Origin of the sequence: Amycolatopsis sp. cmx-11-32, assembly GCF_047608695.1 — a bacterium.
GTDB lineage: Bacteria > Actinomycetota > Actinomycetes > Mycobacteriales > Pseudonocardiaceae > Amycolatopsis.
This window is the reverse complement of sequence record NZ_JADNQN010000030.1, coordinates 1-14,241: the sequence shown is the minus strand read 5'-3', so window position 1 is coordinate 14,241 and position 14,241 is coordinate 1. Positions and strand designations below refer to the sequence as shown.

The 14,241-nt window shown below is 67.1% G+C and carries 14 protein-coding genes and 2 pseudogenes; 6 read left to right on the top strand and 10 right to left on the bottom strand.

All coding sequences use genetic code 11. From position 1 onward, the window contains the following. Positions 1–91: 91 nt before the first annotated feature. Positions 92–574 (bottom strand): transposase, encoded by a 483-nt coding sequence (locus tag ACM6LR_RS38890; RefSeq protein ID WP_414945610.1) that lies wholly within the window; start codon positions 572–574, stop codon positions 92–94. A gap of 136 nt (positions 575–710) precedes the next feature. Between ACM6LR_RS38890 and ACM6LR_RS38885 the strand changes: the two genes are divergently transcribed. Then, positions 711–1,552 (top strand): IS5 family transposase gene (locus tag ACM6LR_RS38885; protein ID WP_414945609.1). Its coding sequence is split into 2 segments (ribosomal slippage): positions 711–1,053 and positions 1,053–1,552, totalling 843 coding nucleotides; the frame shifts between segments, so codons are not numbered across the junction. A 233-nt stretch (positions 1,553–1,785) separates the two neighbouring features. On the opposite strand, the gene ACM6LR_RS38880 is transcribed toward ACM6LR_RS38885, so the two are convergent. The 3 genes and pseudogenes from ACM6LR_RS38880 to ACM6LR_RS38870 all read right to left on the bottom strand — a co-directional run bounded on the left by ACM6LR_RS38880 (position 1,786) and on the right by ACM6LR_RS38870 (position 3,350). Next, positions 1,786–2,505, bottom strand: a complete 720-nt coding sequence (locus ACM6LR_RS38880) for a cold-shock protein (protein WP_414942831.1) — start codon at positions 2,503–2,505, stop codon at positions 1,786–1,788. A gap of 30 nt (positions 2,506–2,535) precedes the next feature. Next, positions 2,536–2,733 (bottom strand): annotated as a pseudogene (locus tag ACM6LR_RS38875) (cold-shock protein); the annotation flags it as partial. Between the two features lie 419 nt (positions 2,734–3,152). Further along, positions 3,153–3,350, bottom strand: coding sequence for a hypothetical protein (locus ACM6LR_RS38870; protein WP_414942818.1), 198 nt, complete (start codon positions 3,348–3,350; stop codon positions 3,153–3,155). Between the two features lie 342 nt (positions 3,351–3,692). On the opposite strand from ACM6LR_RS38870, the gene ACM6LR_RS38865 reads away from it, so the two are divergent. Both ACM6LR_RS38865 and ACM6LR_RS38860 read left to right on the top strand, forming a co-directional pair. Further along, positions 3,693–4,055: a hypothetical protein gene (locus ACM6LR_RS38865; protein WP_414945608.1), complete on the top strand. Its 363-nt coding sequence runs from the start codon at positions 3,693–3,695 to the stop codon at positions 4,053–4,055. 216 nt (positions 4,056–4,271) lie between these two features. Further along, complete coding sequence (locus ACM6LR_RS38860) at positions 4,272–4,889, top strand: histone deacetylase (protein WP_414942816.1); 618 nt, start codon at positions 4,272–4,274, stop codon at positions 4,887–4,889. Between the two features lie 1,003 nt (positions 4,890–5,892). Here ACM6LR_RS38860 and ACM6LR_RS38855 read toward each other — a convergent pair. The 3 genes from ACM6LR_RS38855 to ACM6LR_RS38845 form a co-directional block, all read right to left on the bottom strand. Further along, positions 5,893–6,225, bottom strand: a complete 333-nt coding sequence (locus tag ACM6LR_RS38855; protein ID WP_414942815.1) for an ANTAR domain-containing protein — start codon at positions 6,223–6,225, stop codon at positions 5,893–5,895. Positions 6,226–6,356: 131 nt separating this feature from the next. Beyond that, positions 6,357–6,842 carry a hypothetical protein gene (locus ACM6LR_RS38850; protein ID WP_414942814.1) on the bottom strand — a complete coding sequence of 162 codons (486 nt, stop codon included), beginning with the start codon at positions 6,840–6,842 and terminating at the stop codon, positions 6,357–6,359. Next, positions 6,839–8,800 (bottom strand): GTP-binding protein, encoded by a 1,962-nt coding sequence (locus ACM6LR_RS38845; RefSeq protein ID WP_414942813.1) that lies wholly within the window; start codon positions 8,798–8,800, stop codon positions 6,839–6,841. Before ACM6LR_RS38845 ends, ACM6LR_RS38850 begins: the two co-directional genes overlap by 4 nt. A 212-nt stretch (positions 8,801–9,012) precedes the next feature. Between ACM6LR_RS38845 and ACM6LR_RS38840 the strand changes: the two genes are divergently transcribed. Both ACM6LR_RS38840 and ACM6LR_RS38835 read left to right on the top strand, forming a co-directional pair. Beyond that, positions 9,013–9,237, top strand: coding sequence for a hypothetical protein (locus ACM6LR_RS38840; RefSeq protein ID WP_414945607.1), 225 nt, complete (start codon positions 9,013–9,015; stop codon positions 9,235–9,237). A 268-nt stretch (positions 9,238–9,505) separates the two neighbouring features. Further along, on the top strand, positions 9,506–10,015 hold the full coding sequence (locus tag ACM6LR_RS38835) for a hypothetical protein (protein ID WP_414942811.1): 510 nt from the start codon (positions 9,506–9,508) through the stop codon (positions 10,013–10,015). 312 nt (positions 10,016–10,327) lie between these two features. Here ACM6LR_RS38835 and ACM6LR_RS38830 read toward each other — a convergent pair whose 3' ends face one another. The 3 genes from ACM6LR_RS38830 to ACM6LR_RS38820 all read right to left on the bottom strand — a co-directional run bounded on the left by ACM6LR_RS38830 (position 10,328) and on the right by ACM6LR_RS38820 (position 14,081). Further along, positions 10,328–11,623, bottom strand: coding sequence for a cytochrome P450 (locus ACM6LR_RS38830; RefSeq protein ID WP_414945606.1), 1,296 nt, complete (start codon positions 11,621–11,623; stop codon positions 10,328–10,330). A 350-nt stretch (positions 11,624–11,973) separates the two neighbouring features. Further along, complete coding sequence (locus ACM6LR_RS38825) at positions 11,974–13,455, bottom strand: FAD-dependent monooxygenase (protein WP_414942809.1); 1,482 nt, start codon at positions 13,453–13,455, stop codon at positions 11,974–11,976. Beyond that, entirely contained in the window at positions 13,452–14,081 is a 630-nt protein-coding gene (locus ACM6LR_RS38820; RefSeq protein ID WP_414942808.1) for a PadR family transcriptional regulator, read from the bottom strand. Before ACM6LR_RS38820 ends, ACM6LR_RS38825 begins: the two co-directional genes overlap by 4 nt. Before the next feature lie 34 nt (positions 14,082–14,115). Between ACM6LR_RS38820 and ACM6LR_RS38815 the strand changes: the two are divergent. Continuing rightward, positions 14,116–14,241: pseudogene (locus ACM6LR_RS38815) on the top strand (IS701 family transposase); the annotation flags it as partial.

Here is a 14,241-nt window from a genome sequence, read left to right as displayed (position 1 = left end):
CCGGAACACACGGCTGGAAAGTGGCACTCAACACACTGATCAACATCTTTCCCGGACGCATACTTTTCTGATAACCTACAAACGTAAGCAATCACCTCTGGCTTACACAAAAAACGTGACAGGCTCCAGTCATAGAACCGGTGTCCTTTCGCGCCCTGGCCCGCCCAGAGCCGTTGCCAGGACTGTTTCGGCAAACGGGCGGCCAGGTGATCCGCGCGCTCGACACCGGTGCCAGTGGTGACCCGGTGATCGCAGGCCACCGCCAGCCAACATCATTATTGCGAAACCGGCCGATGTCGTTCCGGCCCTGGTTCAGACTGTCATACAAGGCGCCGTGCCCACGCCGGTGCTCCGCAGCAAGCGACAGCTCCACCAGCGATGTGACCGGCCCGTCGGTACACAACACCGCGTCGCTCAGCTCGAACAACGCGTCCGCACGGGCGGTCAGGCACTGGTAGAACTCCTGACGGAACCGGGACAGGTCCCCGAGCGCGTCGGCTGCGCCGACGTCGTGCACACTGATCATCGAAGCCCTTGGGTTGATCTTCCGTCTGTCGCAAGAAGGAATGATCACCCAAGGGCTTCATCCATGATCAGCTGGGTCCGTCCAGGCACCCACCTGGTTAAACAACAAGCTCAGAGCTGGTCTCAAAATTCGAGGGTGTGTCACTGCGTAACCTGCCGGTCCTGGTCGTCGATCGTGGGCAGTCGTGGCGAAGACGACGCAGCAGCGGCGGGTCGAAGACCGGCTCTGGGAGCTGATCGAACCCCTGATCCCGTCCCGACCAGCGCCGCGCGGTCCGGGTGGGCGGCCCCGGATCGATGACCGAGCCGCGCTAGAGGGGATCTTGTTCGTGCTCGACACCGGCTGCCGCTGGCGAGACCTACCCGAGCAGCTCGGATGCGGGTCCGGGCACACCGCGTGGCGGCGGTTACGTGAGTGGCAGGACGCCGGCGTGTGGGACCGGCTGCACCAGCTCGTGCTCGACGAGCTGTCCAACATCGACGAGCTCGACTGGACCAGAGGCTGCATCGACGCGGTGTCGGTGCGGTCGAAAAGGGGGGCGAGCTGACCGGCCGCAGCCCCACTGACCGGGGTAAAGCCGGCTCCAAGTACCACGTTCTGTGCGACGCGAACGGGCTACCGCTGCACAGCATGTTGTCGGCGGCAAACACCCACGACAGCATGCTGTTCGAGCCGCTGCTGGACACGAACCCGACCGTGCGCGGCCACCACGGCCGGGCGGGCCGGCCACGATGCCGACCGGACAAGCTGCACGCCGACCAGGGCTACGACTACCGCCGCTGCCGCCGCTACCTGACCCGCCGCGGTATCAAGGTCCGTATCGCCCGGCGCGGGATTGAGGGCAAGTCCCGCCTCGGCCGGGTCCGCTGGGTCGTCGAACGCACCATCTCCTGGCTGCTGCGGTTCAAACGCCTCGGGCTGCGCTACGACCGGACCGGACGCACCACGCTGGCGCTACTCACGCTGGCCTGCACCGTGATCAACGTCCGCCGACTCATGAAGATCGAGCTCTGCGACCAGGTCTAACGCATCCTTTTACTCGTATGGGATACATCGGTAGCTCTGTGTCGTTGGGTGGGGGTGACTGGTGAGCTTCTGAGCGCGGAGCAGGTCCTCGGGTCGGCACGGGGCCCCCGCCGTGACCACGAGGGCAATCGATCTCCTGGAGGAGGCTGCAGCCGCGTTGCTGACGACACCATCGACGGGGATGAACGAGCACTCTCGTCGGGAAGTGATCAGCCATCGGTGGGGCCGCCTCTTCAGAGGCGTTCGATGCGGTCGGCCTGCGGGCCCCGGTCGCTCTGACGCACCGCGTACCGGACCCGGTCACCCTTCTGCAGCGGCTCCGACCCCATGATCACGGACACGTGGGCGAAGAGATCGTCGCCGCCTGCGTCCGGGGTGATGAAGCCGAAGCCGCGGTCGCCGTCGTAGCGCGCGACGACGCCCTCGCCGCCTCGTACGGGCACGTCCCGCGCCGCCGGCCCTGCGGCCGCGGCAGGTGCCGACCGCTGCGGCGCCGTCTGCGGCTCGGTGCCCCGGACCAGGTGCACGTCGCGGGCCTGCGGGCCCTTGTCTCCACTAGCCACCTCGTAGGCGACGCGGTCGCCCTCCGCGAGCCACGTCAGCCCCTCGGCCAGGGCCCGGGCGTGAACGAAGACGTCCCCGGCGCCGGAGTCGGGGTTGATGAAGCCGAAGCCCTTGTCCTCGTCGTACCAGGCCACCGTGCCGTCGGCACCGTCGGCGATACCAGCCGCAGCGGGTGAGCCGGCCCCTGCTCCCAGCGGGATCACGTGCCCGGCCTGCGGGCCGCGCTCGCCTTCGACGATCAGGAAGGCCACCCGCTGCCCCTCGGTGACCACGCCGCCGGTCACGATGGCGGAGCTGTGCACGAAGATGTCGGCGCCGCCTCCGTCCGGCGACGCGAAGCCGTACCCCTTGCCCGGCTCGTACCAGTTGACGGTGCCGAGCAGGCCCACGGCGCTGCCGGTGGCCGCATCGGCGGTGACGCGAACACGCAGCGCCTGGGGCCCGTGGTCGTTCTCGCCGACCTCGAACACGACGGCCTGACCCTCGCGGAGCACTTTCGCGCCGCCGTCCCCGACGATCTCGGAGGCGTGCACGAACACGTCCGGCGAGCCGTCCTCGGGCGCGAGGAAGCCGAAACCCCGTTCGGCGTCGAACCAACGGACAGTCCCTTGCGGCATAAAAGGCTCCAGGTCGAGAGGGCGGGCACTGGCCCCCAGTCTCCCCGACAGACCTCCGGTCCGTCGGGCCGGGCCCACAGGCGGGCGGTGCGGAGCCAGGGGCGGGCCGTTGGTTCACCTAGCGACACGCCGAGTTTTGAGACCAGGTCTTAACAGCGGCGCACCCCTTGTCGCTCTCGTAGATTCCCACAGCCGGGCGGGTCGAACCCCTCGGGGAAGTGGTCGGATCCAGGAGACTCAGGATTTAGATCCCCGAACGGGTCGCATGGGCTCGTGCTCGTTGACGTCGGCACGCTTTGCGGATTGCAGGTGTCGCGGCGCCGGGATTTTTCGTCGAGCAGCCTGACAGCGCAGCCGTGAGGACAGCTGTCAGGACGATGAGGCCCCGAAGCTGCCTGGCGTGGTCAGGCTGGACGTCATCATCGCTGCGAGGTCGCCTGGGATGCAGAGTCGGCGACGTCCACCGTGATGTCGTGCTGGGCGGCGAGCGCCAGCAGGTCTGCCAGCCTGGCGAGTTCGGCATTCGCGTCGGCCGCTCGACCCGCCTTCCTCGCGGCGGCCGCCGCGCGCGAGGCGTCGGCAATCCGCCCCTCCAGAACTGCCGCGAACACATCCATGCCGAAAACTCTACGGAACCGGATCCCGGCGGATCGACCCGCCTTCGCCCCGACGATCATGGTCGGGTGGCCGGTGGGCGACGTTGTCCAGTTCCTGGCGGCGAGCTCGCGGGTCCGAAGGCCAGCTGAATGCAGCGATGATTCAGCCCTTCGTCAACGGGTACTGGCTCTCGGGATCGACACTGCCGTAGTAGACCATGTCGGCGTCTCTCCGGGACTCATCGTTCGACGGCCGGTGGGCAAGCCGGTGCCGGGGACCGAGACGTCCTTCCGCGAGTCAGCGGGGCTCCGCCCGCCGCCGCACTGTCTACAACTGTCAGACGGGCCGGGCACACTGTCCTCATGAGCTTCACTCTGGCCGTGTGGGAAGGGCCTCGTCCCGCCGACGACGCGGCGGCTAAGGCGACCTTCGATGCTCTCGTCGCGGAATTCATGGGCGGTAGGAAGACGCCGCCGACCACGCTGGTCACGCGCTATGTCGGCGATCTGGTCACGCGCTGGCCGGACCTCGATCCCGACGCTGATGACGACGAAGACGATATTCCCTGGACCGACAGGCCCTTGATCAACAATGCCAGTGGGCCGTTGCTCCGCTTCGGCATGGTCTTCAGCAAGTACCGGGAGGCTGCGGACTTCGCCGCGGAGCGAGCTCGTGTGCTTGGCCTGGTCTGCTTCGATCCCCAGGATGAACGTCTCGTCACCTGACGGCGGACGACGGGTCAGAAGGTGTGTGCCGGCAGGTGACCGCCAGTCCGATGGCACATGGCGCTGTCGGGGAGGCTGCACGAGCGCGGCGATATCGCGGCGGGTGATCCGGTCTAAGACGAGCATGCCGGGCGAAGCGGGGCTGTCGTGAGAACTCTGGACGAGACGATTGGTGAGTTGCCCGGTTTGGTCTGGTATGCCAGCTACGGTTCGAACATGAACGCCGGGCGGTTCGGCTGTTACCTGGCCGGCGGTGTTCCGGACGGCGGCACCCGGCTCCATCCGGGCTGCCGCGATCGGCGGCCGCCGGTGGATTCCCGAGGGTGTGAACTGCCGGGCGGGATCTATTTCGCGACCATGTCGCCGGTGTGGGGCGGTGGCCGCGCGTTCTACGATCCGGCGCTGCCCGGGCGAGCGTTCGCGCGCGCCTATCTGATCGCCGCCGGGCAGTTCGCCGATGTCGTGGCTCAGGAGATGTACAGCGAGCCTGGCACGGACCTCGACCTCGCTCCGGTCCTGGCTGCCGGTGCGGCCACGCTCGGTCCTGGCCGCTACGAGACCCTGCTCCATGCCGGGGATCTCGACGGGCATCCGATCCTGACCTTCACCGCACCCTGGGCCGCCCACGAGGTCGCCCCTGTCGCACCGTCCGCGGCGTACCTGCGGATGCTCGCCACCGGACTGTGCGACACCCACGGCTGGACCCTGGGCCGAGCCGCCCGATACCTCGCTGCGCTTCCCGGAGCACGCGGCACGTGGACCCCGCGGACCCTCCTCGCCGCACTCGGCCCCCACGGTGCCCCGGCCACCACCCCGATCGACCCGTCGATCTGAGCGCCGGGCACAGGCCGACGGCACCGTCACTACCATCATCCAACGAACGGCTGAACGCGACATACCGCGGCCGGTTCTCTCAGGTCGCATTCGCCTGCTCAAACCCGTGTTCGCAGGTGGTGTCGCCAACGTCGACGGGATCGACCATGTGGTCGCGGGCCCAGCCTGCGGATCGTGGGCACATTGCGCCAAACTCGTGGCTGCACCCCGATATCGGAGCCGTATTCAGTGATTCTCCACACCGTGACCTCGCGGATTCCCTCAGCCCGATTGCCTCTCTGAGCGGCGCCGACGCAAGCCGATCGCGGAATCCGCCGATGCGCGTCGTGCGGAATTGGACAGTTCTGAAGAGGGATCCCGCAATGCTGCGACAGTGAGTCGGCATTGCGCAAAGGTGATGCCGCGAAAATAGGACAGTCTGCCGGAAGGTCGGAATTGTCATGTTGTCGCATTGAATTGCGTGGTTGTAGCGCGACTTTCGTGAAAATGGTGAAGTCGGTATGATTGCGTCTGTGCAACTGAACGGCCGCCGAGTTCTGGAGACACTCGCGCGGCCGCTCAGTCGCACCGACGAGGGCTACCAGCTACCTGCGCGCCCACCTGGCGACTACCCGGAGTCCGATTGCCGCGAGCCTTGGCTGCCAGGCTCGCGCCGTCATTTAGGAGTTCCACCGAAGTGGCTCCTACCTCCAGAAACGTTGCTAGAGCCTCGCAGCTCCGCGCGTACCGCTTCTGAACCCGACGGTCCTCGTCGTCGGCACCTCGACTGCCCATCCATCACTCCCGGTTCCCGACCGGGCAGGGCCGCCCCGCCGGATGCGGAGCTGGTCACCCCGCGCACGGGAGTCGCCCGGAGCGGGTCGGCAGAGATGGTCAAGCAGATGGTGCCTGCGCGAAGAATACCGCAGAACCCCACGGGCGGACCATTCTGTCGATAAGCACGCGGAACCAGTCCGGAGCATGCCTAAGAATGCGCCACCATGCACCCTCCGCAGCGGAGATGCTAGGTGGCAGTGAAATAGTGGACCGCGACCCGGACTGTCCTGAATGGGGTATCTGTAGTTGAAATGTTTACTGCCGTGCAATCGGACACGCATTTCTCGATGTGCAGTCCACGTCGAGTTCGTGACCAGCGGTTTCGCGCGCGGCCGGGACGGGCATCGTCGCGGAGGCGCGAACGTCCGTGACGCCTGCGGGAGCGTGAGAGCGCCAAATTTGCTTTCGGGTCTTCGGCGATCAGCACCGAGATTTCCCGGATCTTCCGGTTTGTGTGCTGTGACACTTCCGTCAGCCAGCGGAACGCCTCTTCGGCGTTCAGTCCCAGACGGGCCCTCACGATGCCCTTCGCGGTGGCGATGGCGTCCCTGGTCTCCAGCGCGGCGACCGGGGTCTCCGTTTGCTTTTCGGCGGCGGCCCAGCGTGTCGCGGTCAGGATGATCGCCGAGATCGCTGAGGTGAACTTCGCGATCAGCGCCGACTCGACCGGGGCAAACGCGTCCTCGGTGTAGCTCCAGACGTTGAGCGCGCCTGCCAGCGGCTCGGTCTCGCGCCGCCGGTAGCCGTGCCCGTCGCCGGGGAGGAACGACGGGCGGCCAGCGCGGTCCGGACGCCGAGCCGCTCGGCGGCGGCCGCGAAATCGGGCCAGCGTCCGGCCGCGGTCTCCATCCGGGTCCGGACGATCGTCCCGGTCTCGGCCGCCGTCAAGCACGGGCCCTCGTCCGCGCTGTACTGGGTCTTGTCCAGGGGAAGCAGGGACTCCTCGGTGGCGGCGACGGTGCTGGGTTGGTTGTGCTCGTAGAGCGTGACGGTGGCCGCGTCCGCGTCCGCGTCGGGCAGCAGGTCGACCACCTTCTTCGCCACCCGCACCAGCAGCTCGTCGCGTGACTCGTCGAGCCGGATCGACTCGGTGAGCTCGCGCAACGCCGAGGTGGTGGCGCGGAACTGATCCATCATGTCCCTTTCCCATGGCCGGCCTGGGTACGCCGACCTTCCGGAATTACTCGGTCTGGGTTCCCGCGCGGTGGACGATTCGGACTAACCACCGGCCGGTGGCCGCCTGGCTCGGTGGTCAGCAAGCCTTCGCCACGGGACAGCCCTGGGAGTTGCCGTTCGAAATGAATGATCTGCCTGGTCGGAAGGGTGCCGGTCAGGTCTGCCCGGTTGCCGCGAAGCACTGATCCGGTGACGATCCCACCGAGCTCGATCAGCCGGGACAGCGTCACGTTCACCACATCGGCGGGCAACTCCAGTTCGGCCCGGCTGATCGGCTCCAGCACTTCCGTTCCCGCCTCCTCCAGCGCCTCCCTCACCGCGAGCGGAGCGACCTTGCGGAAGTCGGCCGCCGCGCTGACCGGGCTGAAATAACCGGTGTGGGTGACGGTCACCGCACAGTCGACGACCTCCCAGCCGGCCAGCCCGTGCCGCAGCGCCGCCTCGACCGTCTCCTCGATGGCCTTGTGGAAGGCGAGAGGGAGGGAGCCGAGTTCGACGGCGAGGCCGAAGGTCAGTCCCGACCCGGGAGGGCCGGGTTCGACGCGGAGACCGAGCGTCGCGAAGTGCGGATTCCGCGGCTCGGTGATGTCCCACAGCGAAGAGCCGGTGCCGATCGGCCGCTCGACACAGATCGTACTGGTGGCGGCGAAGCCGACGTCGAGGCCGTGTTGCCCGGCGAGCGTCTCCGCGATGATCTCCTTCTGCACCTCGCCGTAGAGCCGTACGGAGATCTGGCGTGTCTCGTCGTCCTGCCGCACGGAGATCAGCGGATCCTGTTCCGCCAGTTCCTGCAGGGCGGCGAATACGACGGGCGTCTGCTCGGGCCGGGCGGGAACGACCACGGTTTCCAAGGCGGGCGACGGGAACTGCGGCGCGACACCTTCGGCGTCGAGTACGCCGACCTGGTCGCCGATCCGGATCTCCTTGAGACCGGTCACCTTGGCGATCCGCCCGGCCCGCGCGCGGGCCTCGACGGTGTCGTCGCCGATTTCGAAGACGCGCACCGCGCTCACCTTCGCCTCCGTCGTGATCGTTCCGCCCGGGCCCCGGCGATGGAACCGGACGACGTCCCGCGCACCGAGCTGACCGGAGAACACGCGGACGTAGGCGATCTTCTCGTGTGCGCGGCCGCGTTCGATCTTGAACACCGTCGCCCGCAGCCGGTCGTCGGGCGCGGGTTTCGCCGTGCCCGCGAGGAATTCCCGGATGCCGCCGGTCAGCTCGGCGATCCCTGCACCGCTGTGCGCGGACCCGAAGAAGACGGGGAAGACGACGCCGAGCCGGGTCTGGCGGACCACTTCGGCCCGGTAGTCCTCGGCGGTCGGTGCTCCCTCGAGGTACGCGGCAAGAAAGTCGTCGCTGTGCTCGGCCAGCGTCTCGGCGAGCCCGGCCGACGGAGAGACCGGACGCGGCCGGACCTTCGCGGACGCCGTGCCGAGGTCCTCGACCTCGGACATCGGCACGCACGCGACGCCGAGGCGTTCGGTGAGGTCGGTGAAAAGTCCGTCGTAGCGGGCGCCAGTGCGGTCGATCTTGTTGGCGAAGATCACCACGGGAATCCGCAGCCGGATGAGCGCACGCATGAGCACCCGGGTCTGCGCCTGCACTCCCTCGACGGCGGAAACGATGAGGACGACGGCGTCAAGCACGCGCAGCGCGCGCTCGACCTCGGCGATGAAGTCCGGGTGGCCGGGGGTGTCGATCAGGTTGACGCGCAGATCGCCGACGCGGAGGGCGACGACGGCCGAGCGGATGGTGATGCCGCGACGGCGTTCCAATTCCATCGTGTCGGTGTGGGTGTCCCCGGCGTCGACGCGGCCGAGAGCACCGATGGCACCGGTGTGATGGAGCAGGCGCTCCGTCAGGCTCGTCTTACCGGCGTCGACATGGGCGAGAATTCCGATGTTCAGGTGCTCCATGGATTAACGGCTCCAGGGCTGTCGAAGGGTCCGTACAACTCGGGGACTCGACAGCGCACCGCACGCCGTTCTCCTTTCCGGGGGGACACCTGACGCGGCCGGAGCCTAACAGCGAGGTACCGGCCCGTCACGCGAATTACCGCCCCTTCCGGTACTTGCGCGCGCGAAGACCGCGTTTAGTCCTCGGATTGCGTCACCGTTCTTCCGGCGAAGTGGGCACCATGCTGGCTTCACGCCGGCTGCGCCGCTCCAGCAGCATCACGGTGGCGTCGTCCTGCAGGCGGTCTTTTCTGGTGTCGCAGGATCGACCGCATCAGCCGTCGCAGTGTCTCCGGCGGCGAGTAACCGTCCGCTTCGTACCGGATGACGAAATCGGCGAACCGGTCCAGCTCGAATTCCCGGTCGGCTTCGTCGCTTCGACGATCCCGTCGGTGTAGAACAGCACCCGGTCTCCCGGCTCGAACCCGGACGTCGCAGGGAATCGGCACGCCACCGAGACCGAGCTGCGCGGAGTTCCCGCCACGGTGTGCCTGATGGATGTCGAGGAGTACCAGGCGTACCTCGGCGACCAGTACGAGTACCACGGCGGCTACTGGGACAGCAGCCCCACGATCCTTGATGTGCCTACGACGCTTACTGGTAGGCCCCGGCCGCCACCGCGCCGCGCCGGAGACGGGCGCGCACCACCTCGAGGAAGGGTTCCTGATGACCACCCGCTGGGTTCGCTACGTCGTCCCGGTCATGGTCGAAATCGACTGCGACAACGCCGCCATCGACCGCGTCGTCGCCCTGCCCGGCGAAGCCCGGGAGGACCGCGATCAGCGCGGCCAGTTCTGCATCTACGACGAGAACTTCGCCCGCCGGCGTTCCGACGGGCCGATCGAGACGCACGCGCTGTGGGTGGCCAACCCGCCCAACGGGCGGATCCTGCCCGGCCCGCCGCAGGACTGGCCGGCCCTGATGGACTGGGAAGACGGCTTCGACCTCGACGGGTTCGACGCCGACGGGCTCTGCGAGGAAGTCTGGTTCGACAACGACAACGCCCGATGCAGCGCCTTGCGCCCGGACGGGAAGAGATCGGGCAACAGCCGATCACCGAACAACCGCAGGTACAGGTCCGAGACCGCCGAAGGCCACATCTCACCACCCATCGCGACCTGCAACGCTCCGCCCCGCTGGGACGTCGTCGCGCTTCCAGACAGTTCGCCCGACTAGATCGCCGACAACGTACAGGCCGCCAAAGAGGCCCTGGACCTGGCGGACCCCTGGGACGGCCTAGTGCACTTCCTATATCGCCTGTGCGAACCCCCAGTGCACAACCGCGGCCTGAACGACGTGCAATCGATGCACTTTCCTGGTGCGACCGACATCGAGGAAATCCGGACACCGCCTACGAACTGAGCTACGAGATCATCGCGCGAGCCCAGGCCAGTGGTGACCTGCGACCGGATTTACCCCCGAGGATCATCAAGACTCTCGTTTTGCCACCTTCGCGGGCTGCACTCGATCGCGGCGTCTGCCCGGAATTCACCCGCACTTCCGGACGAACGTGGCTTGAAACCCATAGGGCGCGAGCAGGTTGTGGAAGACTGGCATAACCGCCAGGGCATCAGGGGCGACCACTCGGTAGTTTCTGGTGAGCCAGTACATCGTGAGCACCAGCTGAGTCAGTCCCAGGCGCGTTCCCAGGCAGACACGAGGCCCTGCGCCGAACGGAATGTAGGCGTACTTGTGGATCGGTTTGCCGCCGTTGAGCCATCGGTCAGGAACAGCTGTGTCCGGATCCGGCCACCATCGGCTGTCGCGGTGCATCAGGTAGGGGCTGAACATGATCTGGGTTTCCGGTGCCAGCGACCACTTCCCGAGGGCGGTGGCACGAAGGGCGGTGCGGCCCATCAACCAAGTAGGCGGCCATAGTCGAAGAGTCTCCTTGACGACGGCTTCGGTTCGCGGCAACTCGGTCAAGGCCGGCTCCTCTTCGGAGCCCCACGCCATCGCCTCGGCTTCCACCATGGCCCAGAGAGCAGGGCGAGTGGTCAGCGTCCACAACGTCCAGGCCATCGATGCGGCCGGTACGCCATACGCGGCGAGGAGAATGCCCCGGATGAGACGCTGTACCTGGATCTCGCTCAGCCCGGGCCGTATCGTCAGCAGGACGTCGAGAAGGTCACGGGGGTTCTCGGGGGCGGCAGCTGACTTCCTGGCGGCGATCTTCCCGCTTAGGACGTCCAGGGTTTTCTTGCGGGCTTGTCGGAAGCGCTTGAGGGTACGGGACGGGAACCACTCCGGTAGCACCTCGGAACTGCCGGAAAGCGGTGCGATGGCCCTTGTGTTTTCGACGACGACCTCGGCAATGCCGTTGGCGTCCGCACCCAGACAGAAGTCCGCCGCCGCGTGACCGGAATATGTCTCCATCAAGGCGAGGACGTCGACTTCGCGACCGACCGTGCCATTCAACTGTCGGTCGAACAACTGGCGAAGCCTGCCGGTATGAGCTGCTGCGGCGTCCTGGTTCAGGCCACGCCATCCTGACCGTCGCGCGGCCATCCACAACTGCGAATCGGTCGCACTGCGATCGGCGTCGAAACTGGTGGCGACGGGAGAGCTCTCGCTGGAGAAGTCCTCGTTCGTCCTGGTCAGCAAGCTGTGTACCAGATCTGGATCGCGTACGACTATCGTTCTCTTGTCGTATGCGAAGACATCACCGTACTCATCATGACACCGCATGAGAAATCCCATACGGTCGCGGTCGTACTCGAACGTGTTACCGCCCAGCCAGTGGCCCTTCGGACCAGGAGGAAGAAACCGCCTATCGGTCAACACTCTTCCTTGCGTCGGTGCGGGCCGGTCGTCGCCGACCGGCCCGCCGTCAGGTCAGTTGGAAATATCCCAGTAGAAGTAGAGACCGCCCATACGGGTTCTTCCCAGCAGTCGCGCGGTGACATGGCGAAGAAGCTTCACGTTCACTCCCGTTATATCTCGACTACGACCTTGTCGCGTTTGAGTTGGACCTTGTGGTCCATGGGGTCCTGATCGGCGCTCTGGAGACACCTGTGCTCTCGGCAAGCGAAGACTTGCATCTCCGATCAGGAATGGCAAGGCGATCTGAATGCACAATCACGATCGCTCGATAACCGGTACCGCATCGGCCGTGTCGAGGCTTGGTGGAATGTCTAGGCGGGCGCGGGTCGCGCGGCAATGCCGTACCACTGCTGCAGTGCCTGCTGGAGTCCGTCGGCGCGATCGTCGACGGCGGTGCTGAGCCAGGCTGTGTGGCCGTCTGGCCGTAGCAGGATGGCGCGGAGTTCGGGGTGGCTGGTGCATGTCGCGTCGATGATGTCGACTCGGTCGATCCATCCCTTGGCGGACCGGCGGAGATCGTCGTCCGGGGCGAGATCGAGCAGGACGCCGCGGCCGGGCGCGAGCAGGGTGGCGAGGTCGGTGTCGTCCGTGCCGGTGGACAGCGCGAGGTTGGGTGCGAGGCGGCCGAGCCAGGGGTGCGCGGTGTCGGGGACCATGTCGTAGCGGGTATCCAGGCCCGTGACGGTCTCCGCGAAGCCGCGATTTCCGGCGGGATGGCTGGCGACACGGGTGAGCAGGTCTATGAGCGGTCCAAGCCGGTCATCGGCTTCGGCGAGCAGTACTTGGGCCCGAGTGTTGGCCAGCACGCGCGCGCCGGCGGGGTGGCGTTCGGTGTGGTAGCTCTCGAGTAGGTTGCCAGGCGCGGTGCCGCGCACGGTGGCGGCGAGTTTCCAGCCGAGGTTGAACGCGTCGTCCAGGGCGATGTTCACGCCGATCGCCCCGGCCGGCGGGTGGATGTGCGCTGCGTCGCCGGCCAGGATCACCCGGCCCCGCACGTACTCGGCCGCCTGCCGGGCGGCATCGCCGAAGCGAGTCAGCCAGCGCGCGACGCGCAACTCGACATGATGACCGAGCGCCTCGTCCACAGCGGTTTGCAGTAGACCCAGGCTGACTGGCGTGTCCTGGTCCTCGGGCGGTTGCTGGTCGGCGGTGATGAGCCGGACGTAACCGGGTCGCGGGATGGTGACCACCGTTCCGCCGGGGCCAGTCGTCGCACCGAACGGCAACGCCCCGGGGTCGGCCAGTTCCACATCGCCGAGCAGGGAGAAGCGGGTCGCCGCCGTGCCGGGGAAATCGATGCCGGCCTGTTTGCGGACGGTGCTGCGGCCGCCGTCGCAGCCGACCAGGTACGCGGCCCGGATCTGGTACTCGCCGTCGCTGGTGGTGACCGTGGCGGTGACCGAGTCGGCATCCTGGCTCAGGGCAAGCAATTCGTGCCCGCGACGGAGGTCTGCCCCCAGATCGAGGGCGTGCGCCTCAAGCACCTCCTCCACCCGGGTTTGCGGGATGCCCAAGGAATAGGGGTGGTCGGTGCCCGTGCCTGGGAGGTTAAGCGTGACCGGCAGGCCGCCGAACGCGGCGTGCGGGACCTGCCAGCCCTCGCCGATGAGCCGGTCGGCTAATCCGCGCCGCGCCAACAGATCCAAGGCGCGGGCGTTGAGGTTGAAGCCCCGGCAGAAACCTGGCCGCTCGGGGCAGCGCTCGATCACGACCGAATCCACGCCGGCCAGCCGGAGTTCGCTCGCTAGGAAAAGTCCAGCCGGGCCGGCTCCGACGATCAGTACGTCATTCATTTCGTGGTTCCTTTCTGGTCTGTGGCCCAGGTCCACCCTTGCTCGGTCCGCTCGACTGTGGGCCACGGCAGGCTGCCGTCGCGGATCTCGGCGATGGTCCGCTGTGTCCATGCCAGTTCGGACTCCCCGGCGTGCAACGCGCACTCGACTTCGATCATGAACAGGCGGGGGACCGCGCCGGAGCCGACAGTGTCGGCCAGCACCGCCTTGGTCTGCTCGATCCGCCGGCTTAGATGCCCTGCCCGCTCGGCCAATGCGTCCGCCGCGCCGTCCGGGCCGAGCGCGCCGAGATAGGACACGGCGGCCATGAACTTCGGGTACTCCGCGACCGGGGTGCGGATCAGCTCGTCAATCCAGCCGACGAACTCCTGCTGGCCCAGCTCGGTATGCGCGTACACGGTCCGCTCCGGCCGCCGGCCATCGCGCCCGGTCTCCACCGGCGCGATCCAGCCATGCCGGACCAGCGCCTCTACCGTGTCGTACAGCGACCCGGAGTTGACCTTGAAACTGCTGTCCTTTCGCCGTTCCCGCAGGGTGGATGCCATCTCATACGGGTGCATCGGCTGCTCCTGGAGCAGGCCGAGCACGGCGAGCGCCAGTGTGTTGGAGATCTTCCGCTTCGTCATTTCATGTCACCGTACCCTAATAGTCGGAACCGACTACGTGCGTGGCTTACTTGCTCCGTTGGCTGGCAAGAACGGGTGGACGCTGGCTGAGGCTGCTGGTGATCTGGCCCCGGACGGGATGCAACGGCTGCTTAACGCCGCCGCGTGGGACGCCGATGGC